This is a genomic window from Halomonas sp. HG01 (assembly GCF_000968715.2).
Lineage (GTDB): Bacteria > Pseudomonadota > Gammaproteobacteria > Pseudomonadales > Halomonadaceae > Halomonas > Halomonas halophila.
Window position 1 is genome coordinate 2267473 of sequence record NZ_CP022134.1, and the last position, 24589, is coordinate 2292061.

Sequence of the window (24589 nt, forward strand, 5' to 3'; positions counted from 1 at the left end):
AGCCGTGGTTGACTGCGCCGGCCGCTACCCCCGAACTCACCACCGAGACGACGTCATATGGATATTCGCAAGGTCAAGAAGCTGATCGAGCTGCTGGAAGAGTCGAACATCAGCGAGATCGAGATCCAGGAAGGCGAAGAGTCTGTGCGCATCAGCCGTCACCCCAACGGCACCGCCTACCCGCAGCCGGCCGCTCCCGCCTGGCCGGCCGCACCGGCCCAGCCCGCCGCTCCGGCCCCGCAGGCACCGGCCGCTGCCGCCGAGCCCGCCGCCGAGCAGGCGCCGGCCTACCAGGGCCAGGAAGTGCTGTCACCGATGGTCGGCACCTTCTACCGCGCCCCGGCCCCGGGCGCCAAGCCCTTCGCCGAAGTCGGCCAGAGCGTCAAGAAGGGTGAAACCATCTGCATCGTCGAGGCGATGAAGATGATGAACCAGATCGAGGCCGATCGTGACGGCGTCATCGAGGCCTTCCTGGTCGACGACGGCGAGCCGGTCGAATTCGAGCAGCCGATGGTCGTCATCTCCTGATCCCTTCACCCACATTGGCGGACCCCATCATGCTGGACAAGGTTCTCATCGCCAATCGCGGCGAGATCGCTCTGCGAATCCTGCGCGCCTGCAAGGAGCTCGGCATCCGCACGGTCGCGGTGCACTCCAAGGCCGACCGCGACCTGATGCACGTGCGCCTGGCCGACGAGGCCGTGTGCATCGGCCCGGCCTCCTCCGCGCAGTCCTACCTCAACATCCCGGCGCTGATCAGCGCCGCCGAGGTCACCGACTCGAGCGCCATCCACCCCGGCTACGGCTTCCTCTCCGAGAACGCCGACTTCGCCGAGCAAGTGGAACGCTCCGGCTTCACCTTCATCGGCCCCCGCGCCGAGACCATTCGCCTGATGGGCGACAAGGTCAGCGCCATCGAGGCCATGAAGAAGGCCGGCGTGCCGACCGTGCCGGGTTCCAACGGCCCGCTGGGCGACGACGAGGGCGAGATCCTCGCCACCGCGCGGCGCATCGGCTACCCGGTGATCATCAAGGCGGCCGCCGGCGGCGGTGGACGCGGCATGCGCGTGGTGCACACCGAGGGCCACCTGCTCTCCGCGGTGACCGTGACCCGCACCGAGGCCCACTCGGCCTTCGGCGACGGCACCGTCTACATGGAGAAGTTCCTCGAGAACCCGCGCCACGTCGAGGTCCAGGTGCTGGCCGACGGCCAGGGCAACGCCATCCACCTCTATGACCGCGACTGCTCGCTGCAGCGCCGTCACCAGAAGGTGCTCGAGGAAGCCCCGGCCCCGGGCCTCGACCCGGACGCCCGTGCCCAGGTGCTCAAGGCCTGTACCGACGCCTGCATCGAGATCGGCTACCGCGGCGCCGGCACCTTCGAGTTCCTGTACGAGAACGGCCAGTTCTTCTTCATCGAGATGAACACCCGCGTGCAGGTCGAGCACCCGGTCACCGAGATGGTCACCGGCGTCGACATCGTCCGCGAACAGCTACGCATCGCCTCCGGCCTGCCGCTGTCCGTGAGCCAGGACGAGATCGAGCTCAGCGGTCACGCCTTCGAGTGCCGCATCAACGCCGAAGACGCCCGGACCTTCATGCCCTCCCCGGGCAAGGTCACCCTCTACCACCCGCCGGGTGGCATCGGGGTGCGCATGGACTCCCACGTCTACACCGGCTACTCGGTGCCGCCGCACTACGACTCCCTGATCGGCAAACTGATCACCTGGGGCGTCGACCGCGAGACGGCGCTGACCCGCATGCGCAACGCCCTGGACGAGCTGCTGGTCGAAGGCATCAAGACCAACACCGACCTGCACAAGGATCTGGTCCGCGACGGCTATTTCCAGCAGGGCGGCGTCAACATCCACTACCTGGAGAAGAAGCTGGGCCTCTGAGCCCGGTCGACACTCCTCCGGCAGCGGGGCGGCTTGGCCGCCCCGCCGTCGTTTCCTCACGCGATTCCCGGGAGTTCCCATGCCCTGGCTGCAACTCAAGGCCCGCATCGCCCCCGAGCAGGCCGACCTGCTCGAGGAACTGCTGCTGGACGAAGGCGCCACCGCCATCACCCTCCAGGACGCCCAGGACGACCCGCTGTTCGAACCCGAGCGCGGCACCACACCGCTGTGGGACGAGACGGTGCTGACCGGCCTCTACGACGATCTCGAGGGCCTGCCCGCGATGCTCGAACGCCTGGCCGGCGCCTGGTCCGAGGCCATGCCCGGCGAGCCCTGCCCCGAGATCGAGCACGAGCTGCTCGACGATCGCGACTGGGAGCGCGCCTGGATGGACGACTTCGAGCCCCTACAGATGGGCCAGAAGCTGTGGATCGTGCCGAGCTGGCACGAGGCGCCGGACCCCCAGGCGGTCAACCTGCATCTCGATCCCGGCCTGGCCTTCGGCACCGGCACCCACCCCACCACGGCGCTGTGCCTTTCGTGGCTCGACGGCCTGGCCGTGGCCGGCGAGCTCGACGGCCGCGAGGTGCTGGACGTGGGCTGCGGTTCCGGCATTCTCGCCATCGCCGCACTCAAGCTCGGCGCGAACTCGGCCCGGGGCACCGACATCGATCCCCAGGCGCTCGCCGCCAGCCGCGACAACGCCGAGCGCAACGGCGTCGAGGAAGACGACTTCGCGCTCCACTACCCGGAGCAGCTCGACGCCGCGGCGCGCTTCCCGGTGGTGATCGCCAACATCCTGGCCGGCCCGCTGGTCGAGCTGTCCGGCGAGATCGCCGGGCGCGTGGCGCCGGGCGGCCGCCTGGCGCTGTCCGGCATCCTCGAGGCCCAGGCCGACGAGGTGCGCGAGGCCTACGAGGCGCGCGGCCTGATCATGGACGAGCCCGAAGTGCGCGAGGGCTGGGTGCGCCTCACCGGACGCCGCGCCGCCGACGGCTGACCGGATGGGCCCGGCGGCGGGCGACGCTCTGCCGCACACCGATCCTTCACCCAGGCCATCGGGGGGCGTATGATATGTCCCCCCTTCGAACCATCGATCTCGACCATGCCCGACTCACGTCCCCTGCCGCGCATCGGCTCTCATGCGTTGCCGAACCGGGTGATCCTGGCCCCCATGGCCGGCGTCACCGACCGCCCCTTCCGCGCGCTCTGCCGGCGGCTGGGCGCGGACCTGGTGGTGGGCGAGATGGTGACCTCGGACCCGAATCTGTGGCACACCCGCAAGTCGCGACTGCGCATGGACCATCGCGGCGAGCCCGGCCCTCGCGCCGTGCAGATCGCCGGCGGCGACGCCGAGATGCTCGCCGAGGCGGCACGGCTCAACGCCGAGATGGGCGCCGAGATCATCGACATCAACATGGGCTGTCCGGCCAAGAAGGTCTGCAACAAGGCCGCCGGCTCGGCGCTGCTGCGGGACGAGGCGCTGGTGGCCGAGATCCTCGAATCGGTGGTCGCCGCGGTGGACGTGCCGGTGACGCTGAAGATCCGCACCGGCTGGTGCGCCGACAGCAACAACGGCGTGCGGGTGGCGAGGCTGGCCGAGAACGCCGGCATCCAGGCGCTGGCCGTGCACGGCCGTCACCGCCAGCAGCGCTACGGCGGCGAGGCCGAGTACGACACCATCGCCGCCATCAAGGCCGCGGTGAAGCTGCCGATCTTCGCCAACGGCGATGTCGACTCGCCCGAGAAGGCCCGCCACGTCCTCGACTATACTGGGGCGGATGCGGTGATGATCGGCCGCGGCGCCCAGGGCAACCCCTGGATCTTCCGCGAGATCGATCACTACCTGCGACACGGCCAGCGCCTCGCGGCGCCCGACGACGCCGAACGCTCGGCGGTGCTCCACGGCCACCTGGTGGCCCTGCACGACTTCTATGGCGAGCACATGGGGGTGCGCATCGCCCGCAAGCATCTCGGCTGGTACCTGGCCGGCGATGCACGCCTCGACGACGACGGACGACGTGCCCTGCGCGCCACCTTCAATGGCCTGGACAGCCCCGCTGACCAGTGCCGCTTCATCGACGAACTCTTTCGTCATGACCCCGCCACGGCGCCGCACCGTGTCGCCCGGGCCATGACGCCGGATGGAACCTGTGCCGCATGACCAGCAGCCAAGCCCTTGACCAGAATTCCGCGCTGACCGAGCTGGACGCCCGAGCCTCCCGGCGCCTCGACGAGGCCGACGGCAGCGCGCTGAGCCCCCACGGCGACATGCCCCTGCGCGAGGCCGTCGACGCCGCCATGCGACGCTACTTCGACCACCTCGACGGCGGCGACGTCACCGACCTTCACGCCATGGTGATGGCCGAGGTCGAGGCGCCGCTGCTGGCCTCGGTGCTCGAGAACGCCCAGGGCAACCAGACCCGCGCCGCCGAGATGCTCGGCCTCAACCGCGGCACCCTGCGCAAGAAGCTCAAGCACTACGGGCTGATCTGAATTCCCGCGAGGGCGCCATCGAGCGCCCTCGCTTGCGTTTCGATGTTCCCTCAACGCCCAACAGAGTGACCTTCATGTCCCAAGCCTCTTCCACTCCGGTCCGTCGCGCCCTGATCAGCGTGTCCGACAAGACCGGCATCGTCGACTTCGCCCGCGACCTCAGCGACCAGGGCGTCGAGCTGCTCTCCACCGGTGGCACCTTCCGCCTGCTGCAGGAGAACGGCATTCCGGTCACCGAGGTCTCCGAGCACACCGGTTTCCCCGAGATCATGGACGGCCGCGTCAAGACCCTGCATCCGAAGATCCACGGCGGCATCCTCGGCCGTCGCGGCCAGGACGACGCGGTGATGGCCGAGCACGACATCGCGCCGATCGACATGGTGGTGGTCAACCTGTATCCGTTCTCGGCTACCGTGGCGCGTCCGGACTGCAGCCTCGAGGACGCCATCGAGAACATCGACATCGGCGGCCCGACCATGGTCCGCTCCTGCGCCAAGAACCACGCCTACACCACCATCGTGGTCGACGCCGGCGACTACGGCCGCGTGCTCGAGGAAGTCGCCCAGGGCGGCATGCAGCAGGCCACCCGCTTCGACCTGGCGGTCAAGGCCTTCGAACACACCGCCGGCTACGACGCCGCCATCGCCGATTACCTCGGCCAGCGCGTCGAGGGCGGCGAGGACGGCTTCCCGCGCACCTACAACCTGCAGTTCCACAAGAAGCAGTCCATGCGCTACGGCGAGAACCCGCACCAGTCCGCGGCCTTCTACGTCGAGGCCGGCTGCCAGGAGCCCAGCGTCTCCACCGCCGAGACCCTGCAGGGCAAGCCGCTGTCGTTCAACAACGTGGCCGACACCGACTCCGCGCTGGAGTGCGTGAAGAGCTTCGCCGAGACCGCCTGCGTGATCGTCAAGCACGCCAACCCGTGCGGCGTGGCCGTCGGCGCCAGCCAGCTCGAGGCCTACGACAAGGCCTTCGCCACCGACCCGACCAGTGCCTTCGGCGGCATCATCGCCTTCAACACCCCGCTTGACACCGAGACCGCCCGCGCCATCATCGACCGCCAGTTCGTCGAGGTGATCATCGCCCCCGGCGTCGAGGACGCGGCCCGCGAGATCGTCGCCGAGAAGAAGAACGTGCGCCTGCTCGACATCTCCGCGCACTGGCCCGGCGAGCGCGAGCACGCCCACGACCTCAAGCGCGTCACCGGCGGCCTGCTGGTCCAGGACCGCGACCTGGGCATGGTCGGCCGCGACGAGCTGACCGTGGTCACCGAGCGCGTCCCCAGCGAGCAGGAAATGCGTGACCTGGCCTTCGCCTGGAAGGTCGGCAAGTACGTCAAGTCCAACGCCATCGTCTACGTCAAGGACGGCCAGACCATCGGCGTGGGCGCCGGCCAGATGAGCCGCGTCTACTCGGCCAAGATCGCCGGCATCAAGGCCGCCGACGAAGGCCTGTCCGTGCCCGGCTCGGTGATGGCCAGCGATGCCTTCTTCCCGTTCCGCGACGGCATCGACGCCGCCGCCAAGGCCGGCATCACCGCGGTGATCCAGCCCGGCGGCTCCATGCGCGACCAGGAAGTGATCGACGCCGCCAACGAGGCCGGCATCGCCATGGTGTTCACCGGCATGCGCCACTTCCGCCACTGAGCGGCCAAGCGGCCAAGCGGCCAAGCGGCCAAGCGGCCAAGCGGCAGGGTGAGTTCGCCCGAAGCAAAAGAAAACCCGAAGGCCTCGGCCTTCGGGTTTTCTTGTAGCTCGGCGCTTGTAGCTCGGCGCTTGTAGCTCGGCGCTTGTAGCTCGGCGCTTGTAGCTCGGCGCTTGTAGCTCGGCGCTTGTAGCTCGGCGCTTGTAGCTCGGCGCTTAGGCGCCCAGATCAATACAAAGGTACTTGGTCTCGAGGAACTCCTCGATGCCCTGGTGACCGCCCTCACGACCGAGGCCGGAGGCCTTGACCCCGCCGAAGGGCGCCGCGGCGTTGGAGATCAGCCCGGTGTTGATGCCGACCATGCCGTACTCGAGCGCCTCGGAGACGCGCCATACGCGTCCCAGGTCGCGGGAATAGAAGTAGGAGGCCAGGCCGAACTCGGTGTCGTTGGCCATGGCCACGGCATCCTCTTCGTCGTCGAAGGGGAAGACCGCGGCCAGCGGGCCGAAGGTCTCCTCGGTGGCGACCTTCATGCTGTCGTTGGCGGCGTTGATCAGGGTCGGCGTGAAGAAGTTGCCGCCCAGCGGATGCGGATGGCCGCCGAGCAGCAGCTCGGCGCCGTGGTCCACGGCGTCCTGGACGTGCTCGGAGACCTTGGCCACCGCCTTGTCGTCGATCAGCGGGCCGATATTGACGCCTGACTGGGTGCCGTCCCCCACCTTGAGCTCGCTGTTCATGGCCACCGCCAGCTTCTCGCAGAAGGCGTTGACCACGCTGGACTGCACCAGGAAGCGGTTGGTGCACACGCAGGTCTGGCCGGCGTTGCGGAACTTGGCGGCCATGGCGCCTTCCACGGCGGCGTCGAGATCGGCGTCCTCGAACACGATGAAGGGCGCGTTGCCGCCGAGCTCCAGCGAGATCTTCTGCACGTGGCGCGAGGCCTGGCTCATCAGCTCGCGGCCCACCTCGGTGGAGCCGGTGAAGGTGATCTTGCGCACCACCGGGGACTCGGTCAGCGCCGCGGCGATCTCCGAGGCGCGCCCGGGGACCACGTTGAACACGCCGCGCGGCACCCCGGCGCGCTCGGCCAGGAGCGCCAGCGCGGTGGCGGAGAACGGCGTCTGGCTGGCCGGCTTGACCACGAAGGTGCAGCCCGCGGCCAGCGCGGCGCCGGCCTTGCGCGTGATCATCGCCGCCGGGAAGTTCCAGGGCGTGATGGCGCCGACCACGCCGATCGGCTGCTTGGTGACCAGGATGCGCTGCTGGGACTGAGCGGCGGGAATGGTCTCGCCGTAGACCCGGCGGGCCTCCTCGGCGAACCAGCGCAGGAAGCTCGCCGCATAGGCGATCTCGCCGGCGGCTTCCTTGAGCGGCTTGCCCTGTTCGAAGGTCATGATCATGGCCAGGTCGTCCTGATGCTCGAGCATCAGGTCGTGCCACTTCATCAGGATATCGGCCCGTTCCTGGGCGGTGAGGGCACGCCAGGCCGGCAGGGCCGCGTCGGCGGCGGCGATGGCGCGCTCTGTCTCGGCGCGGCCGAGCCGGGGCACGTCGCCCATCGGCTCACCGGTGGCGGGATTGATCACGTTGATCTGCTCGCCGCTGTCGGCGGCGACCCAGCTGCCGTCGATGTAGGCGAACGGGCAGTAGAGCTGGGTTTCCTTCAGGGCTTCCATGGTTGACTCCTGGCGTGCGGCCTTGCGGGGATGCACCTCATGCTAAGCGCAAGCCCCCCGACACGCCAACCGCTCATCCATGAGCGATCTTCAACCCTTCGCGCGGCGATACCCCTGCCGTCTCAACCCTCGCGCCGCGCCTCGCGGGAGTCGGAGAGCGTGATCGACACCGAGTCGGCGAAGCGCAGGGCATGGGGCTTGTCGATCTCGACCTGAGCGGCGAGCACCTGCTCGTAGCTCATCACCAGGTCGAGCACCTCACGGGTCATGCGCTCCAGCAGCTGGAAGCGATGCCCCTCCACGTGGGCGATCACTTCCTTGGTGATGGAGCGATAGTTCAGCGCCTGCTCGATGTGATTGAAGGCCACCGCCTTGTCGGCGCGATAGCGGATCACCATGTTGATCACCACGTCCTGGCGATTCTGGATCTCCTCTTCCTTGATGCCGACATGGGTCCTCAGGCGCAGATCCTTGATACGGATCGTGGCCAGATCGTGATCGAGGTGCTCGTCGCCCAGCGCGTGCAGTGGCATATCGCTCTCCTTCGCGGCCTCAGCGGCCTTGAACCAGGGTCAGGAACTCCTGGCGCGTGCTCTGGTGCTCGCGGAAGGCACCGAGCATCACCGAGGAGGTCATGCTGGAATTCTGTTTCTCGACGCCGCGCATCATCATGCACAGGTGACGCGCCTCGACGACCACGGCCACGCCGCGGGCTTCGGTGACCTGCTGCACCGCTTCGGCGATCTGGCGCGTCAGGTTCTCCTGAATCTGCATGCGACGGGCGTACATATCCACGATCCGGGCGAACTTGGACAGCCCCAGCACCTTGCCCCGCGGCAGATAGGCGATGTGGCACTTGCCGATGAACGGCAGCAGGTGATGCTCGCACATCGAGTACAGCTCGATGTCCTTCACCAGCACCATCTCGTCGGTCTCGGAGGCGAAGACCGCGCCGTTGACGATCTCCTCCAGCGACTGCTGATAGCCGTGGTTGAGGAACTGCATGGCCTTGGCGGCCCGCTTGGGGGTGTCACGGAGCCCCTCGCGTTCGGGGTCCTCTCCCAGTCCCTCGATGATCTGGCGGTAGTGGTTGGCGAGATGTTCGGTCATGGTCAGGCCCCATGCAGAGTCGTGATGTCGGTGCGTCGGCGATGGCCCGGCCACACACCTTATACATAAATTATTCAAAAAACCGCTTTTGTACAACCAGCGGCTCGGGGAACGCATTATTCTAGCGCAAGGCGCCGCCCGACGCAGTGCCATGGCGGCCTCGGCATCCGATTGGAGCGACGCCATGTCGCGCCAGGGCGGCTTCTTGCCGCCGATGGCTATGGTAGAGTTGGGCCGACCCTCTTCTTTCGACCCGCTGCCTGCCGAGCACCGACATGTTCAAGCCGACGATCCTGCTGATGGCAACTGCCCTGACCCTGCCGAGCCTGGCGATGGGCGATACCCTCTCCCTGCCCGCCGACGCTCGGGTCGCCATGGCCCTGGTCGACGACCTGACCCTCGACGCCGAGACCCCGCGCCTCGACGACGTGGTGATGCACCCGGTCCACAGCGAGCGGGGCAGCCACCGCCTCCCCGACTACTGCGTCGTCACCGGCGATGCCCGGCGCAACGGCGAGCGCGTGCGGCTGACCGCCAGCGCCCTGACCTGCATCGAGACCGCCGGCGCCGACAGCGCCATCTACAGCGGCGAACTCACTGCCGGCGCCTACGACGCGGACGGCGACTTCGGCCTCGCGGCTTGCCAGGGCGACCGCTGCCGGCTGACGCCGGATGACGTCTTCGTGCTGACGCTGACCCGGCCGCTGAGCCTGGAACAGCAGGCGAACCCCTCCGCGGAGATCAACGCCCGTCGCCGCCAGCACGACGCCGACGAGGCCGCCGACCAGCCGTAACCGGCACTCAGGCGATCAGGCGGCGACAAGGCGCTGTGTGAAAAGTCGGCGAGCGAAGGTTAGACAAGGCAAAAATTAGCAAAAAGGCGGAGTTTACGATCGGTAAATGAGCATTTTGATCGGACTCGCGCCCGAGCTGATTTTTAACACCGTATAACCAAGCGCAGACACTTTTCGGGCAGTGCCTAGGACAGCCAGCGGGCCGTGCCGTCCAGCATCACCCGCTGCTGCTCGAGCTCGCGCAGGTGAGCGTCCCAGTAGCCGGCATCCGCCAGCCATGGAAACGCCTGCGGAAAGGCCGGATCCTCCCAGCGCGCCACCAGCCAGGCGCTGTGGCGCATCAGCCGCAGCGCACGCAGCGGCTCCACCAGCGCCAGCTCGCCACGATCGAAGTCGCGATGCTGCTCATAGCCCTCGATCACCTCGGAGAGCTGCATCTGGCGCTCGCCCTCGTCCTCGGCGGTGAGCAGCATCCACAGGTCCTGCACCGCCGGCGCCATCAGGCAGTCGTCGAAGTCCACCAGCGCGAAGTGCTCGTCGCGGCCCAGCATGTTGCCCAGGTGGCAATCGCCCTGGACCCGCAGCTCTCGTGCCGGCCAGTCCCGGGTGCCGAGCGCCTCGATCAGGCCCCGGCTGATGCGCTCGTAGGCCGGGCGCTGATGATCCGTCAGCCAGCAGCTAGCCAGCACCGTCTCGGCGGCCTCCTCGGCCATCGCCCGCGGCGCCAGCTGGCGACGATGCACGAAGGCCCGGCGCTCGCCCACCACATGCACGGCGCCGATGGTCTCGCCGAGGGCGAACAGGTGCTCGGGATTGCCCAGCTCCGGCGCCTGGCCGGGCAGATGGGGAAACAGCGCGAAGCGGAAGTCGTCGTGGCGGTGCAGGCTCGCCCCCGCGTCATCGCGCCAGGGGGCGGCCACCGTCACACCGGCCGCCTCGAGCTCGGCCAGGAAGTCGTGCTCCTCCTGGATCTGGGCGTCGGTCCAGCGGCCCGGGCGATAGAACTTGACCACCCAGCGGCGACGCTCGTCGTCATGCACCAGGTAGACCCGGTTCTCGTAGCTGTTGAGCGCGAAGGGCTCGCCCGGCAGCCAGAAGCCCAGGGACTCCACCGCCGCCACGACCCGGGCGGGCTCGAGGCGAGCAAAGGGATGAATCGCATCGGTCATGGGCGTTCTCGTCGCAGGCAAAACGCCATGGTAACAAAGCCGCCCGGCCTGCCGCGCCGGCGGCCTGGAAATCGTCCCCGCGCCTGCCCTATGCTGGTGCATTCATCGGCACGGTGCCCGATGCACTTCACGGACATCCCGGCCGGAGACACGCCATGGAACTGCTCACCTGGATCACCTACCTCGGCGTGATCGTCGCCCTGATCATCTTCCCCGGCCCGGTGGCGCTGCTCTGCACCAGCCACGGCCTGCGCTTCGGCCGCCGCCGCGCCACGGCCACCGTGTGCGGCGGCACCCTGGCCTCGCTGGCGCTGATGGTGCTGTCGTCGCTGGGCCTCGGTGCCATCCTGGCCGCCTCGGAGACCGCCTTCCACGTGCTGAAGCTCCTCGGCGGCGCCTATCTCGTGATCCTCGGCCTTCAGGCCTGGCGCCGCTCCGGCGACGACTCGCCGCTGGACGTCCCGGACGCCGCCGCGGCGCCCCCATCCGCGAACACCTCCAGCCTCCGCCTGTTCCGCCAGGGCTTTCTGGTCGGCATCAGCAATCCCAAGGATCTGCTGTTCTTCGCCGCCCTGTTCCCCAACTTCATCGACGTGGGTGAGCCCCAGCTGGTGCAGTTTGCCATCCTCGCCGCCACCTGGGCGGTGATCGACCTCAGCCTGATGTGGCTCTACGCCGCCATGGGCTCGGGCCTCGGCCAGTGGTTCCGCCATCCCGGCCGGGCCAGGGGCTTTCATCGCGCCACCGGCGGCCTGTTCATGGCCGCGGGCGGCTCGCTGATCGCCACGTCGCATTGATCCCGCGTCCTTCTCCCGCGAGAGGCCTGCCGCCGTGTATCGACTGCATATCGCCAACAAGAACTACTCGTCCTGGTCGCTGCGCCCCTGGCTGCTGATGAGCGAGATGGCCATTCCCTTCGAGGAACGGCTGACGCCCTTCGTCGCCGACGCGAACTGGGCCTCGTTTCGCGCCTTCTCGCCCACCGGCCAGGTGCCCTGCCTGATCGACGGCGAGCTCGCCGTCTGGGACTCCCTCGCCATCGTCGAGTATCTGGCCGAACGCCATCCGGGCGTGTGGCCGACGTCGGCCGACGCCCGCGCCTGGGCGAGATCGGCCTGCGCCGAGATGCACTCCGGCTTCCGGGCGCTGCGAGACGAATGCCCCATGAACTGCGGGCTGCGCGTGCGGGTCACGACGCCTTCCGAGCCGCTGAGGCACGACCTGGCGCGTCTGGAAGAGCTCTGGACGCAAGGACTGGAGACGTTCAGCGGCCCCTTCCTGGCCGGAGAAACATTCACCGCAGTGGACGCCTCCTTCGCCCCGGTCGCCTTTCGCGTGCAAGGCTTCGACCTGCCCCTCGGCGCGGCCGCCCGCGGCTACGTCGAGCGGTTGCTGGCCCTGCCCGGCATGCAGGCCTGGTACCGGGCCGCCCTCGCCGAGCCCTGGCGCGACCAACCCCACGAGCGCAAGACCCTGGCCGCCGGCGAGCGGCTGGTCGACCACCGTGACGCCTCCACGGCCTGATCCCCCGGCAAGGCCGCTAGGCGCTGCCGTGGCCCGGCGGCGTCCTGGCAATCGCCCAGGCCTCGACCTCCTCGGCGCCCGCCCGGCGACAGGCCCGGGCCAGGGCGTCGAGGGTGGCGCCGGTGGTCATGACGTCATCGAGCAGCGCCACCCGAGGCGGCAGCGCCTGCGGCATCTCAAAGGCCCCGCGCAGGTTGCCCCGCCGCCCTCGCCGGCCGAGGCCCCGCTGGCTCGGCGTATCCTTCGTCCGCCGGGCCAGGATGAGCGGCACCTCGAGCCTCGCCGCCAGCCGTTCGGCCAGCCAGCGACCCTGATCGAAACCGCGCTCCCGGGCGCGTCGCGGATGCAGCGGCACGGCGATCAGCGCCTGGGGCGGCGCGATGCCGGCCTGGCCTTTTTTCACCCCCTCTTTCATCCCCTCTTCCAGCCCCTCCTCCAGTAGCGTCAGCAGCAGCGTGCCGGCCCGCGGCGAGGCATGGAACTTGAAGCGCTGCATCAGCCCCGCCACCTCGCCCTCGTAGCGCAGCGGCACTCGGGCGCGAAGGTAGGCCGGCGGCCGACGCAGGCAGTGGCCACAGGGTCGTGGGATGACGCTGGCCGGGAGCGGCTCGGCGCAGACCGGGCAGGCCGCGCGATTCCAGGGCAGCGCCGCGTGGCAGTCGGCGCACCAGGGGCGGCCGGGCTCGCAGGCCGCCAGGCAGAAGGCGCAGCGGCCCGGCAACGCGCGGCGCAGCCAGTCGTCAACCTCATGACGCCACAAGGTTGACATACCGACCTGCCTACGTACCCTATCGGTCAACTCACGAACCCGTGCCCAGTTGACCATAAGCGAGCCCCTCATGCCTGCCCAGCCCCACGACAACGCCCCGGTTGATCTGACCCTAGCCAGTCGTCCGGACCTTCGCCACGACTGGTCCCTCGAGGAGATCGAGGCGCTGTTCGCGCTGCCCTTCAACGACCTGATGTTCCGCGCCCAGCAGGTCCACCGCGCGCACTTCGATGCCAACGCCGTGCAGGTCTCCACCCTGCTGTCGATCAAGACCGGCGCCTGCCCGGAGGACTGCAAGTACTGCCCGCAGTCCGGCCACTACAACACCGGGCTCGGCAAGGAGAAGCTGCTCGAGATCGAGAAGGTGGTGAACCAGGCCAAGGCCGCCAAGGAGGCCGGCGCCAGCCGCTTCTGCATGGGCGCCGCCTGGCGCAGCCCGCGCGAGAAGGATCTCGAGGTGGTCATGGAGATGGTCAGCCAGGTCAAGGCGCTGGGGCTCGAGACCTGCATGACCCTGGGCATGGTCGACGTCGATCAGGCCAAGCGCCTGTCCGAGGCCGGGCTCGACTACTACAACCACAACCTCGATACCTCGCCGGACTACTACGGCGAGATCATCACCACCCGCAGCTACGCCGATCGCCTGGACACCCTGGCCAACGTGCGCGAGGCGGGCATGAAGGTCTGCTCCGGCGGCATCCTGGGCATGGGCGAGGCACCCCGCGACCGCGCCGCCCTGCTCCAGCAGCTGGTGCGCCTGGAACCGCATCCCGAGTCGGTGCCGATCAACATGCTGGTCAAGGTGCCGGGCACCCCGATGGAGCACGCCGAGGACCTGGACCCGCTGGAGTTCATCCGCGCCATCGCCGTGGCCCGCATCCTGATGCCGAAGAGCCACGTGCGCCTGTCCGCCGGCCGCGAGCAGATGGACGAGTCCACCCAGGCCATGGCCTTCCTGGCCGGTGCCAACTCGATCTTCTACGGCGACACCCTGCTGACCACCGGCAACCCCCAGGTGGAGCGCGACCGGGCGCTGTTCGACAAGCTCGGCTTGCACCCGGAGCAGCGCGAGACCTGCGCCGACGACGAGAAGACCGAGGCCGCCCTGGAAGCCGCCATGCGCGAGCGCCAGGACGACGCCCTGTTCTACGACGCCACCGGAGCCTGACCCCATGGCCGAGACCTGGTCGCGTCGCCTGGCCGAGCGGGCCGAGACCCGCCGCGCCGAGGGGCTGTGGCGCGCCCGGCCCACCGTGGGGCCGGAAGACGGCCGGCTCGACTTCGCCGGCAACGACTATCTCGGCCTGGCCCGCGACCCGCGCCTCGCCGAGGCCCAGGCCGAGGGCACGCGGCGCTTCGGCGCCGGCGGCCGGGCCTCGCACCTGGTGTGCGGCCACCAGCAGATTCACGAGGCGCTGGAGCAGCGCCTCGCCGCGCTCACCGGCCGCCCGAGGGCGCTGCTGTTCTCCACCGGCTACATGGCCAACCTGGGCGTGCTGCAGGCGATGTGCGATCGCCATACGCCGGTCTTCCAGGATCGTCTCAACCACGCCTCGCTGATCGACGGCGCCCGACTCGCCGGCGCACCCTCGCGCCGCTTCCACCACCGCGACCTCGACGACCTCGAACGCCTGCTCGCCCGAGCCCCGAGCGAGGCCCCGGCGCTGGTGGTCAGCGACGGCGTGTTCAGCATGGACGGCGACGTGGCCGACGTGGCGGGGCTCGCCGCCACCGCCCGCCGTCACGACGCATGGCTGATGATCGACGACGCCCACGGCCTCGGCGTGCTCGGTGAGGTGGGCGACGGCTGCGCCGGCCGGACCCACGACGTCGACGAGGTGCCGGTGCTGGTCGGCACCCTGGGCAAGGCACTCGGCAGCGCCGGCGCCTTCGTGGCCGGCGAGGAGGCGCTGATCGAGCATCTCGTGCAGTTCGCTCGACCCTACGTCTACACCACCGCCCAGCCGCCCGGGGTGGCGGCAGCGACCCTGGCCGCCCTCGACGTGCTGGAGGCCGAACCCGAGCGGCGCGCCTGGCTGCATGAACGCATCGCGCGCTTCCGCCGCGAGGCCGCCACCCTCGGCCTCGAACTGGACGAATCGACCACGCCGATCCAACCGCTGCGCCTCGGCGACAGCGCGCGCACGCTGCGCTGGGCCGCCCGGCTCGGCGACGCCGGCCTTCGGGTCGGCGCCATCCGCGCCCCGACGGTGCCGAAAGGCGAGGCGCGACTGCGCATCACGCTCTCCGCCGCCCACGACGACCACGCCCTGGACGCCCTGCTCGACGGGCTGGCCGCCTGCCAGCGGGAGGAGGCCGCATGAGCGAATCGGCAGATAACAAGCTGGTGCTGCTCTCCGGCTGGGGCTGCGACGCCCGCCTGTGGCAGGCGCTCGACGGCCACTGGCCGAACGGGCTTACGATCACCACGCCGGACTGGCCGGGCTACGGCGAACGCGACGCCCTCGACGACCCCGCCTCGCTGGACGCCCTGGCCGAGACCATGGCCAACGAGCTGCCGAGCGACGCCGTCTGGGTCGGCTGGTCGCTGGGCGGCCTGCTGGCCGGCGCCCTGCTCGACCACTTGCCGGCGCCCCGCGCCCTGGTGCTGCTCGGCATGGGCGAGCGCTTCCCGCACCCCGAGGGCGTCAGCCGCGCCGCCCTGGCCCAGTTTCGCAAGGCCTTCCGCCGTGATCCGACGGGCACCCACGCCCACTTCCTGCGCTGGCAGCTCGGCGGCGAGCCGTCGCCCCGGGCCGCCCATCGCCTGCTGCGCGCCCTGCTCGGCGATGACGCCAGCGCCGACACCGCGACCCTGGCTACGGGGCTCGCCCAGCTAGCCGAACTCGACAACGCCGAGCGCCTTGCCTCGCCACCCTGCCTGGTGCATCGGCTGGCGGGCGAGGCCGACCCGCTGCTGGCTCCGGCAGAGCGCCAGCGGGCCGACCTGCGACTGCCCGAGGCCGGCCACTGCCCGCTGATCAGCCAGCCGGCACGGCTCGCCCGCGCGCTGGCCGCCATCGCCGAGGCGCCCGGGCGAACGACGCTTTCCGAGGCCAGGGCAGAGGCGCCCTTGGAACCCACGCCATGACCGCCCAGCCGAGTCACGCCATCGACATTCACACGGATCCAAGGGACCGCGACTGGCGCGCCCGGGTCGCCCACGCCTTCTCGCGGGCCGCGCCGCACTATCGCGAGCGCGCCCGGGCCCAGCAGGCCATGGCCGAGCGGCTGCTCGAACGGCTGCCCGAACGCGCCGGCGCCGTGCTGGATCTTGGCTGCGGCCCCGGCGACCTCGCCGCCGAACTGGCCAAGCGCTTCGCTGCCGACGCCACCATCCACGGCCTCGACCTGGCGCCGGGCATGCTCACCGAGGCCCGCCGCCGCCACGGCGAGACCATCGGCTGGCTGTGCGCCGACGCCGCCGACCTGCCGCTGCCCGACGGCGGCCTCGATCTCGTCGTCTCCAATCTGGCGATCCAGTGGTGCTCCGATCTGGACGCCGTGCTGGCCGAGGTTCGCCGGGTGCTGCGCCCCGGCGGGCGAGCGCTGATCAACACCCTGGCGCCGGGCACGCTTTCCGAGGTCGGCCAGGCCTGGCAGCGCCCCGCCGCGCTGCTCGGCTTCCATGACGCCGCCCGGCACCGCCGCGCCGCCCACGCGGCCGGCTTCCGCGGCGTCGAGGTCACGGAACGCATCGAGCGCTTCCACTATCCCGACCTCGCCGCGGTGATGACCTCGATCAAGGGTGTGGGCGCCCAGGTGGCCCGCGACGGCGCCCGGCTCTCGCGCGCCGACGTGGCCCGCGCCGCCCGCCGCTTCGAGGCGCTTCGCAACGAGGACGGCCTGCCCGTCTCCTACCACCTTCTGACGCTCGACCTGGAACGCTGAGATGACCGCCTATTTCGTGACCGGCACCGACACCGACGCCGGCAAGACCCTCGTCGCCAGCGGCCTGCTGGCCCAGGCCCGCCGCCGCGGCCTGACCACCCTGGGACTCAAGCCCGTGGCCTCCGGCTGCGAGTCGACCGCCGAGGGGCTGCGCAACATCGATGCCCTGACCCTGCAGGCCCGGAGCGAGCCGGCCACGCCCTACGCCGTCATCAATCCCTACACCTATGCGCCGCCCATCGCGCCTCACCTGGCCGCCCGACAGGTCGGCGAGACGCCGACCGTCGACGCCCTGGCCGACCACGTTGCCGCGCCGCTGGCCGAGGCGCGCGGGCTGACGCTGATCGAGGGCGCCGGCGGCTGGCGCGTGCCGCTCAACGACGAGGAAGACCTCGCCGGCCTGGCGCTGCGCCTCGAACTGCCGGTAATCCTGGTCGTGGGGCTCAAGCTCGGCTGCCTGAACCATGCCCGCCTCACCGCCGAGGCGATCCGCGCCGACGGCCTGCGTGTGGCCGGCTGGGTGGGCAACCTGATCGACCCCGACTTCTCTGCCGACGACGCCTGCTATCGCGATAACCTGGCCACTCTCGAGCGCACCCTGAACGCTCCCTGCCTCGGCATCGTGCCGCGCCTGGACGCCGACACCCCGGACGCCCGCGCCATAGCGGCCGCCGATCACCTGGAGTTGCCCGACGACGATTGACTTGCCGCAAGGCGTCCGTAAAATGTGGACGCCTGCCTGACCCGTGCGGATGTGGTGGAATTGGTAGACACGCCAGATTTAGGTTCTGGTGCCTTCGGGCGTGGGAGTTCAAGTCTCCCCATCCGCACCATTCTGACTTGCCTCACTGACTCGACATCGCGACGACCTCTCCTCGAGGCACCCGATTACCCCCTGTGACCAGATTGTGACTTAGCTTCGACAATCCTATTGCCGTTTCCTCTCGATCTTTCTGGCCTCCTATCAATAGGCGTTAAGCCGCTCGATTTTGTCGATAAGCCGTGCGGCCAGCTCATGCTTGCCCAAACCGGCGTGCAACTCACGGTGGCAATTCGGGCACAAGCCTATGGCGTTTTCCACGATATCGGGACCACCATCCGCCAAGCGTTTGAGATGATGCACCTCCAAGAAGAGGCTGCCATCCTCCCGAGTAAAAGGCGCAGGTGAATCGCAGCATTCACAGACGCCATCGGCCTGAGTCAGCACCCATGCCACCACGTCGGGGTCGCGCTCATAGACCGTTGCACTGACTGATATCTTACCCGGCGACTGTCGCCCCGCCGGCGGCGTCAAAGCGTTATCGCGATACAGACTTCGACGCTCGTTGACCTCGGTCGCGAAGGTGGCAGAAGACGAGGGCTGTTGCCCTTCTACCTCGGCGATTAAGGCTTCCAATCGGGCAACGATCTTAACGCCAACGTTGCCCGCCGGCTTCAGCCCTTTGACCCAGGCACGCCCCTGCAGTGCGTAGACATACGAGATATTTTGAGCCCGATATTCGAAAGCCTTGGCCGTCCTGCCGAAGCGTTTCTCCAGCGCCCTATAATAGCGGGCCTTGATCACCCCCTCGCCCCGGCGCTGCTTATCCAACATCTCGACATAAACCTCGACGGAAGCTTTGAGCTCCTCATCGCTCCATGGCGTCGACATCCCGCATTCCTTATCGGTAATGGAACAAGGCCATAGAATAAGAGATAACTAATGTTGAGTACCAACGCTCGCATGTCACGTCATCCTGCCTCACACGCTACTCAACGCATGAGCAGGCACGCTTGAACGCAGGAGAAGGATCGCTGCCCGACGTCACGAACAGAGTATCTGGATATTCCCCCCCAACTGTCAGCGATCTCCTATACCGCACGCATCGCCCAGCACCTAGCCTAAGGATGCATAAGGAGGAAAACGGAGAGGACAGGCCCGTGTCGGAGATCACCATGATGCCCATGCCCCGCGGCAGCTGGGCGATGATTTGCCCCTGCGGCGCCACCGAGATTCGCGCCCCGCAGGGGCCGCGCTGGGCCAGCTTCAGGCTGCGGCGAATCGATGCCTACCACTACCGCGTCACCTGCCTGGCCTGCGGTCACGCCACCGAGCATAGCGTCAGCCCCCGCGTCGCCGGGGCCAGCTACGGCGAGGCGCGCTGATCCCAGTCGGCCGATCCGGCTCGCACATCCTCTCTCCCTCGCTTTTGACCGCCAGCTTTCCACTCCAGGCCTCGCGTACCGCAGGCGCCACGCGCCCGTCCACCGGGCTTGCACGCCGCCACAGTCAACGCCTTCATAACCACAAGGTTTACATGTAAGGTATGCGCCATCCGGCCGCCGGTGCCTCTCGTGCATCGGCGGCGCCGTTCACGCATGCCCTGGAGGCCCGATGACATCCCCCGTCTGGCACCCCTATTCCCATCTCAAGACCCAGACCCCGTCACCCAAGGTGGTCGGCGGCGACGGCCCGCGCTTCACCCTGGACACCGGCGAGTCGCTGCTCGATGCCACCTGCTCCTGGTGGTGCATGATCCACGGCTATCGCCATCCGCGGCTGGTCGAGGCCATCCAGCGCCAGGCCGACGAGCTGTGCCACGTGATGCTGGGCGGGCTGACCCATGAGCCGGCCGACCGCCTGGCCCGCGAGCTGGTGCGCGTCACGCCGGAAGGGCTGAACCACGTGTTCTTCTCGGACAGCGGCTCGGTGGGCATGGAAGTGGCCATGAAGATGGCCGTGCAGTACCAGTACCTGCGCGGTAGGCCGGCCAAGCACCGCATGCTGACGCTGATGAAGGCCTACCACGGGGACACCGCCGGCTGCATGGCGGTGTGCGATCCCGAGGAAGGCATGCACTCGCTGTTCGCGGGCTTCCTGCCGCAGCACCACTTCGCCCCCGCGCCCACCGCCGGCTTCGACGCCAGCCGCGACGAGGTGCAGGCCGATCTCGACGCCCTGCGCGGCGTGCTGGAGGCCCATCACGAGGAGATCGGCGCGCTGCTGATGGAGCCACTGCTGCAGGCGGCCGGCGGGCTCAACATGACCTCGCCCCACTATCTGCGCGGCGCCCGCGAGCTGTGCGACGAGTTCGACGTGCTGCTGATCTTCGACGAGGTGGCCACCGGCTTCGGCCGCACAGGCAAGATGTTCGCCGCCAATCACGCCGACGTGACGCCGGACATCATGGTGCTGTCCAAGGGCCTGACCGGCGGCTATCTGGGCCACGCCGCGACGCTGGCCACCGACCGCGTCCACGATGTCTTCATCGGCGACAGCGAGCTGCATGCCTTCATGCACGGCCCAACCTTCATGGGCAACCCGCTGGCCTGCCGCGTCGCGCTGGAGAGCCTGGCGGTGTTCGAGGAGGACGACTACCTGGGCCGCATCGAGGCGCTGAACGGCGTGCTGCGCGAGGAGCTGGTGGACGACGAGGCGCTGCGCGCCCACCCGGACGTGGCCGACGTACGTGCGCTCGGCGCCACCGCGGTGATCGAGGTCCACGACGCCGACTCGCTCAAGGGCGCGGCCGACTTCGCCCGCACCCAGGGCGTGTGGCTGCGCGCCTTCGGCCGCTGGCTGTACACCATGCCCGCCTACATCACCCCCCACGACGACATGCGCCGCATCACCGGCGCCATGAAAGGCTGGTTCCTGTCCCGGGAACGCTAACGCGTCCCGCTCGCCCTCGGGCTGGCACTCGCCGCGGCGGCGTGTCAGCCTTGGGCAAACCTTCAGGGATGATGAGCGCCATGAGCCTGAGCAAGACCCGCACCAGCTTCTATCGCCGCCTCTACGTGGCCCACTTGATCGCCACCGGCACCGCCAGCGTGCCGGCGATCATGGAGGCCACAGGCATGCCCCGACGCACCGCCCAGGACACCATCGCCGCCCTGGCCGAGCTCGACATCCACTGCGAGTTCGAGCCCGAACCCGGCCAGCGCCACAACATCGGCCACTACGTCATCCGCGACTGGGGCCCCATCGCCCCCGACTGGGTGACCAGCCACGCCGAGATGCTGCGCCAGGCCCTCGGCTATCCTCCGCGCGACCTGGCCCGCGGATCGCGCGCCGATGCGCCCGGCACGGCGTGACGCCTCGCCAGGCCGGACGACGTTTGTTAGGGTGCTATCAGGTAACGGAACACACGCGACCCAACGCCAGGAGGCTTCCATGCAGATCGATCTGACCGGCAAGACCGCCATCGTCACCGGCTCCACCGGGGGCATCGGCTTCGCCATCGCCGAGGGGCTCGCCGACTGCGGCGCCAGCGTGGTGCTCAACGGCCGCAAGCAGGCCGACGTCGACGAGGCGCTGACGCGCCTGCGCCAGCAGGTGCCGAACGCCGACGCCCGCGGCGTGGCGGCGGACCTGGGCACCGCCGAGGGCTGCGACGCCCTGCTGGCCGCCGAGCCCACCACCGACATCCTGGTCAACAACGTCGGCATCTTCGGCCCCCAGGACTTCTTCGAGACGCCGGACGACGAGTGGCAGCGTTTCTTCGACGTCAACGTGATGTCCGGGGTGCGCCTGTCGCGGGCCTACTCGGGCGACATGGTCGAGCGCGGCTGGGGCCGCATCCTGTTCCTGTCCTCGGAGTCGGCGCTGAACATCCCCGACGACATGATCCACTACGGCGTCACCAAGACCGCCTACCTGTCGCTGTCCCGCGGCCTGGCCAAGCGCCTGGCCGGCACCGGCGTCACGGTCAACGCCGTGCTGCCGGGGCCGACGCTGTCCGAGGGCGTGCAGGATATGCTCGCCGAGCAGCAGAAGGAAAGCGGCAAGTCGATGGAGGAAACCGCCAGGGAATTCGTGATGGCCCAGCGCCCGAGCTCGATCATCCAGCGCGCGGCCACCGTCGAGGAGGTCGCCAACATGGTCGTCTATGCCGCCTCGCCGCAGGCCTCGGCCACCAGCGGCGCGGCCCTGCGCGTCGACGGTGGCGTGGTCGACACTATCGCCTGAGGCCACCGCACCACGTCGACAAAAAACGCCCCCAGGCCAGCGCCTGGGGGCGCTTTGCTGTTCACGGTGATACCCCCACTCACTGCATGCGAATGCCGCCGTCCAGGCGGATCACCTCGCCGTTGAGCATCGGGTTGGTGATGATCTGCTCGGCCAGGCGAGCGTACTCGTCGGGCCGGCCCAGCCGCTTGGGGAACGGCACCGCCGCCGAGAGCGCTTCCACGGCGGCCTCGGGCAGGTCTTCCATCATCGGCGTCTCGAACACCCCCGGGGCGATGGCCATCACCCGGATGCCGTGGCGCGAGAGCTCCCGGGCCGCCGGCAGGCTCATGCCCACCACCCCGGCCTTGGAGGCGCTGTAGGCGCACTGCCCCACCTGGCCGTCGAAGGCCGCCACCGAGGCGGTGTTGACGATCACCCCGCGCTCGCCGTCCTCGCCCGGAGCATTGGCCGCCATGGCCGCCGCCGCCAGGCGCATCACGTTGAAGGTGCCGACCAGGTTGATCTGCTGGGTGCGGGCATAGTCGTCGAGGTCGGCCGGATTCCCTTCGCGGTCGAGCAGCTTGGCCACGCTGACCACGCCGGCGCAGTGCACCACCCCGGCCAGGCCCCGCTCGCCGCCGTGGGCCACGGCGGCGTCCACCGCGGCCCGAATGTCGTCGGCCGAGGTCACGTCGCCGCGCACGGCGACGGCCGCCGCACCGAGCCGCTCGGCCAGGGCCTCGACGCCCTCGCTCAGGTCGCACAGCGTCACGCGGCCGCCCGCCGCCACCAGCCGTTCGGCGGTGGCCGCGCCCAGCCCGGAGGCGGCGCCGGTGATCAGAAAGGCGCTGTCCTTCACTTGCATGGTCATGTCTCCACGGTCAGGGGGCGACCGCCGCCTTGTCGGCGGCGTCCGCGCGCAGCTTGAAGCGCTGGATCTTGCCGCTGGGGGTCTTGGGCAGGGCGTCGACGAACTCGATCGCCCGCGGGAAGGCGTGGGTCGAGAGCCGCTCGCGCACCCGCTGGCGAATCTCCTCGGCCAGGGACTCGCTGGGCTCGTGATCGTCGCGCAGCACCACGTAGGCACGGATGATCTCGCCGCGCAGCGCGTCGGGCTGGCCGACGGCGGCGGACTCGGCCACCGCCGGATGCGTCAGCACGGAGTTCTCCACGTCGGTGGGGCCGACGCGATAGCCCGAGGTGGTGATGATGTCGTCGTTGCGCCCGGCGAACTGGAAGGTGCCGTCCTCGTGGCCGACCACCACGTCGCCGGTCAGGTAATAGCCGTCGATGAAGGGGTCCTTCTCCTGCCAGGTGTAGCCGGCGAAGAAGTGCGACGGCGAGCGGGCGATGTCCACCGCCAGCACTCCGGGCTCGCCCGGCGGCAGCTCGCGGCCCTCGGCGTCGAGGATCGCCAGCCGGTAGCCGGGCAGCGGCGCGCCCATGCCGCCATTGGGGCGGGGATGATCCAGCACATGGTGATTGCAGCAGGTCATGCCGGTCTCGGTCTGGCCGTAGTGATCCATCACCGGGCAGCCCAGTGTGCGCTCCACCCAGCCCACCACCTCGGTGTTGAGCGGCTCCCCCGCCGAGCTGGCGCGCCGCAGCGCGAGGCGCTCGCCGACCTCGTCGAACAGCCCCGAGGCCTTCATCAGCCGGTAGGCGGTGGGCGCGGCGGCGAAGTTGGTGATGCCATGGCGCTGCAGGAAGTCCCGCGCCACCTCGGCGCCGAAGCTCGCCTCGCAGAAGTGGGTGGTCGCGCCCAGCAGCAGCGGCCCGGTGATGGCGTAGTAGAGGCCGTAGGCCCAGCCCGGGTCGGCCATGTTCCAGAAGCGGTCGTCGCGCTCCAGCCCCACGGCCAGCTCCATGTAGAGTGCGAAGGCCGGCAGCGCCGAGAGCGGCACGGCCACGCCCTTGGGCTTGCCCACGGTGCCGGAGGTGAACATCTGCAGGAAGGGCGCGTCCGGCGCCTGACGCGGGGGCGGCGTGGCGATGGGCGCGTGATCGAGGGCGGCCGCCCAGTCATGGTCGTCGCCGTAGGCGGCATCGGGGCCACCCACGGCGAGCACCGGCGGGCATTCGGCCAGGCCATCGAACTTGGCCCGGTTGGCGGGATCGGTGATGACCAGCCGCGTCTCGGCGCGCTCGAGGCGATAGCCGACCGAGTCCGGCCCGAAGGCGGTGAACAGCGGCTGGTAGACCGCACCGATGCGCCAGGCGGCGAGCACCGCGATCAGCAGCGCCGGCGTACGCGGCAGCATCCCGGCGATGCGATCGCCTTCGCCCAGGCCCTGGTCGGCGAACCAGCCGGCCAGGCGCTCGCTGGCCGCCGCCAGCTCGGCGTAGCTCAGGGTGGTGACGCGGCCGCCGCCATCCTCGTGCACCAGCGCCGTCGTCTCCCCGCGCCCCTGGCGCAGGTGGCGGCCGCAGCAGGCCTCGAAGGCGTTGAGGCGGCCGTCGGCATGGTCGTCGAGCCGGGCGCTCACGGCATCGACGGAGAAGGTCTCGAGATAGGCGGCGAGAGAGGTGGCAAGATCGGAAAGCGTCGCGGGCGTGCTCATGGAAAGCCTCCGTGCCGGGCGCCCGGGGATCGAACCCGGAACGCCCGCTGATTGTTATTGTGCGTCGGCGGGTCGCGGGCTGGCGCGCCGCTCTAATTCCGTTAACGTAAACGTCAACATGTCG

The 24589-nt window shown here is 69.5% G+C and carries 26 protein-coding genes and 1 tRNA gene; 19 read left to right on the forward strand and 8 right to left on the reverse strand.

The window, feature by feature from the left end:
- The first annotated feature begins 57 nt into the window (after positions 1-57).
- The 6 genes from accB (at position 58) to purH (ending at position 6043) form a co-directional block, all read left to right on the forward strand.
- Positions 58-528: an acetyl-CoA carboxylase biotin carboxyl carrier protein gene (gene accB / locus UN84_RS10685; protein WP_035599669.1), complete on the forward strand. Its 471-nt coding sequence runs from the start codon at positions 58-60 to the stop codon at positions 526-528.
- A gap of 29 nt (positions 529-557) precedes the next feature.
- The gene (gene accC / locus UN84_RS10690) at positions 558-1898 is read left to right on the forward strand and encodes an acetyl-CoA carboxylase biotin carboxylase subunit (protein ID WP_035599672.1); all 1341 of its coding nucleotides are present in this window, start codon (positions 558-560) and stop codon (positions 1896-1898) included.
- A gap of 79 nt (positions 1899-1977) precedes the next feature.
- Positions 1978-2898 carry a 50S ribosomal protein L11 methyltransferase gene (gene prmA / locus UN84_RS10695; RefSeq protein ID WP_046080175.1) on the forward strand — a complete coding sequence of 307 codons (921 nt, stop codon included), beginning with the start codon at positions 1978-1980 and terminating at the stop codon, positions 2896-2898.
- A gap of 105 nt (positions 2899-3003) precedes the next feature.
- Positions 3004-4062 (forward strand): tRNA dihydrouridine synthase DusB, encoded by a 1059-nt coding sequence (dusB, locus tag UN84_RS10700; protein WP_082090954.1) that lies wholly within the window; start codon positions 3004-3006, stop codon positions 4060-4062.
- Positions 4059-4394 carry a DNA-binding transcriptional regulator Fis gene (gene fis, locus UN84_RS10705; protein WP_016854539.1) on the forward strand — a complete coding sequence of 112 codons (336 nt, stop codon included), beginning with the start codon at positions 4059-4061 and terminating at the stop codon, positions 4392-4394. The genes dusB and fis overlap by 4 nt, the downstream gene beginning before the upstream one ends.
- A gap of 74 nt (positions 4395-4468) precedes the next feature.
- Entirely contained in the window at positions 4469-6043 is a 1575-nt protein-coding gene (gene purH, locus UN84_RS10710) for a bifunctional phosphoribosylaminoimidazolecarboxamide formyltransferase/IMP cyclohydrolase (protein ID WP_046080174.1), read from the forward strand.
- 213 nt (positions 6044-6256) lie between these two features.
- Here purH and UN84_RS10715 read toward each other — a convergent pair whose 3' ends face one another.
- From UN84_RS10715 to folE, 3 genes are all read right to left on the reverse strand, one after another.
- Positions 6257-7717, reverse strand: coding sequence for an NAD-dependent succinate-semialdehyde dehydrogenase (locus UN84_RS10715; protein WP_046080173.1), 1461 nt, complete (start codon positions 7715-7717; stop codon positions 6257-6259).
- A 122-nt stretch (positions 7718-7839) separates the two neighbouring features.
- Positions 7840-8250, reverse strand: a complete 411-nt coding sequence (gene folX / locus UN84_RS10720) for a dihydroneopterin triphosphate 2'-epimerase (RefSeq protein ID WP_046080172.1) — start codon at positions 8248-8250, stop codon at positions 7840-7842.
- Positions 8251-8269: 19 nt separating this feature from the next.
- Entirely contained in the window at positions 8270-8827 is a 558-nt protein-coding gene (gene folE, locus UN84_RS10725; protein ID WP_035599683.1) for a GTP cyclohydrolase I FolE, read from the reverse strand.
- 275 nt (positions 8828-9102) lie between these two features.
- Here folE and UN84_RS10730 point away from each other — a divergent pair, with 275 nt between their 5' ends.
- Positions 9103-9621 carry a hypothetical protein gene (locus UN84_RS10730; RefSeq protein ID WP_035599686.1) on the forward strand — a complete coding sequence of 173 codons (519 nt, stop codon included), beginning with the start codon at positions 9103-9105 and terminating at the stop codon, positions 9619-9621.
- A 185-nt stretch (positions 9622-9806) separates the two neighbouring features.
- Here the strand turns inward: UN84_RS10730 and UN84_RS10735 are convergent, their stop codons facing one another.
- On the reverse strand, positions 9807-10790 hold the full coding sequence (locus UN84_RS10735; RefSeq protein ID WP_046080171.1) for a serine/threonine protein kinase: 984 nt from the start codon (positions 10788-10790) through the stop codon (positions 9807-9809).
- A 155-nt stretch (positions 10791-10945) separates the two neighbouring features.
- On the opposite strand from UN84_RS10735, the gene UN84_RS10740 reads away from it, so the two are divergent.
- Together UN84_RS10740 and UN84_RS10745 are read left to right on the forward strand one after the other, a co-directional pair.
- Entirely contained in the window at positions 10946-11587 is a 642-nt protein-coding gene (locus UN84_RS10740) for a LysE family translocator (protein ID WP_046080170.1), read from the forward strand.
- Between the two features lie 34 nt (positions 11588-11621).
- Complete coding sequence (locus UN84_RS10745) at positions 11622-12314, forward strand: glutathione S-transferase family protein (RefSeq protein ID WP_046080169.1); 693 nt, start codon at positions 11622-11624, stop codon at positions 12312-12314.
- A gap of 16 nt (positions 12315-12330) precedes the next feature.
- On the opposite strand, the gene UN84_RS10750 is transcribed toward UN84_RS10745, so the two are convergent.
- A complete protein-coding gene (locus tag UN84_RS10750) occupies positions 12331-13083 on the reverse strand; it encodes a ComF family protein (RefSeq protein ID WP_237022309.1) in 753 nt (250 codons plus the stop codon).
- Positions 13084-13153: 70 nt separating this feature from the next.
- On the opposite strand from UN84_RS10750, the gene bioB reads away from it, so the two are divergent.
- The 6 genes from bioB (at position 13154) to UN84_RS10780 (ending at position 17807) form a co-directional block, all read left to right on the forward strand.
- On the forward strand, positions 13154-14251 hold the full coding sequence (gene bioB, locus UN84_RS10755; RefSeq protein WP_173834998.1) for a biotin synthase BioB: 1098 nt from the start codon (positions 13154-13156) through the stop codon (positions 14249-14251).
- Positions 14252-14255: 4 nt separating this feature from the next.
- On the forward strand, positions 14256-15407 hold the full coding sequence (bioF, locus tag UN84_RS10760; RefSeq protein ID WP_046080168.1) for an 8-amino-7-oxononanoate synthase: 1152 nt from the start codon (positions 14256-14258) through the stop codon (positions 15405-15407).
- Positions 15404-16174: an alpha/beta fold hydrolase gene (locus tag UN84_RS10765; protein ID WP_046080167.1), complete on the forward strand. Its 771-nt coding sequence runs from the start codon at positions 15404-15406 to the stop codon at positions 16172-16174. The genes bioF and UN84_RS10765 overlap by 4 nt, the downstream gene beginning before the upstream one ends.
- Complete coding sequence (locus tag UN84_RS10770; RefSeq protein WP_046080166.1) at positions 16171-16974, forward strand: methyltransferase domain-containing protein; 804 nt, start codon at positions 16171-16173, stop codon at positions 16972-16974. Before UN84_RS10765 ends, UN84_RS10770 begins: the two co-directional genes overlap by 4 nt.
- A 1-nt stretch (position 16975) precedes the next feature.
- Positions 16976-17677: a dethiobiotin synthase gene (gene bioD, locus UN84_RS10775; protein WP_046080165.1), complete on the forward strand. Its 702-nt coding sequence runs from the start codon at positions 16976-16978 to the stop codon at positions 17675-17677.
- Positions 17678-17722: 45 nt separating this feature from the next.
- Positions 17723-17807, forward strand: a tRNA-Leu gene (locus UN84_RS10780).
- A 131-nt stretch (positions 17808-17938) separates the two neighbouring features.
- Here the strand turns inward: UN84_RS10780 and UN84_RS10785 are convergent.
- Positions 17939-18625 (reverse strand): HNH endonuclease, encoded by a 687-nt coding sequence (locus UN84_RS10785; RefSeq protein ID WP_046080164.1) that lies wholly within the window; start codon positions 18623-18625, stop codon positions 17939-17941.
- A 284-nt stretch (positions 18626-18909) separates the two neighbouring features.
- On the opposite strand from UN84_RS10785, the gene UN84_RS10790 reads away from it, so the two are divergent.
- The 4 genes from UN84_RS10790 to UN84_RS10805 all read left to right on the forward strand — a co-directional run bounded on the left by UN84_RS10790 (position 18910) and on the right by UN84_RS10805 (position 21922).
- Positions 18910-19119: a hypothetical protein gene (locus UN84_RS10790; protein WP_146142937.1), complete on the forward strand. Its 210-nt coding sequence runs from the start codon at positions 18910-18912 to the stop codon at positions 19117-19119.
- A gap of 229 nt (positions 19120-19348) precedes the next feature.
- On the forward strand, positions 19349-20626 hold the full coding sequence (bioA, locus tag UN84_RS10795; RefSeq protein WP_046080163.1) for an adenosylmethionine--8-amino-7-oxononanoate transaminase: 1278 nt from the start codon (positions 19349-19351) through the stop codon (positions 20624-20626).
- Positions 20627-20706: 80 nt separating this feature from the next.
- Complete coding sequence (locus UN84_RS10800; RefSeq protein ID WP_046080162.1) at positions 20707-21048, forward strand: winged helix-turn-helix domain-containing protein; 342 nt, start codon at positions 20707-20709, stop codon at positions 21046-21048.
- A 79-nt stretch (positions 21049-21127) separates the two neighbouring features.
- Positions 21128-21922: an SDR family NAD(P)-dependent oxidoreductase gene (locus UN84_RS10805; protein WP_046080161.1), complete on the forward strand. Its 795-nt coding sequence runs from the start codon at positions 21128-21130 to the stop codon at positions 21920-21922.
- Between the two features lie 79 nt (positions 21923-22001).
- Here the strand turns inward: UN84_RS10805 and UN84_RS10810 are convergent, their stop codons facing one another.
- Both UN84_RS10810 and UN84_RS10815 read right to left on the reverse strand, forming a co-directional pair.
- Positions 22002-22769: an SDR family NAD(P)-dependent oxidoreductase gene (locus UN84_RS10810; protein ID WP_046080501.1), complete on the reverse strand. Its 768-nt coding sequence runs from the start codon at positions 22767-22769 to the stop codon at positions 22002-22004.
- Positions 22770-22785: 16 nt separating this feature from the next.
- Entirely contained in the window at positions 22786-24465 is a 1680-nt protein-coding gene (locus tag UN84_RS10815; protein ID WP_046080160.1) for an AMP-binding protein, read from the reverse strand.
- Positions 24466-24589 lie beyond the last annotated feature (124 nt).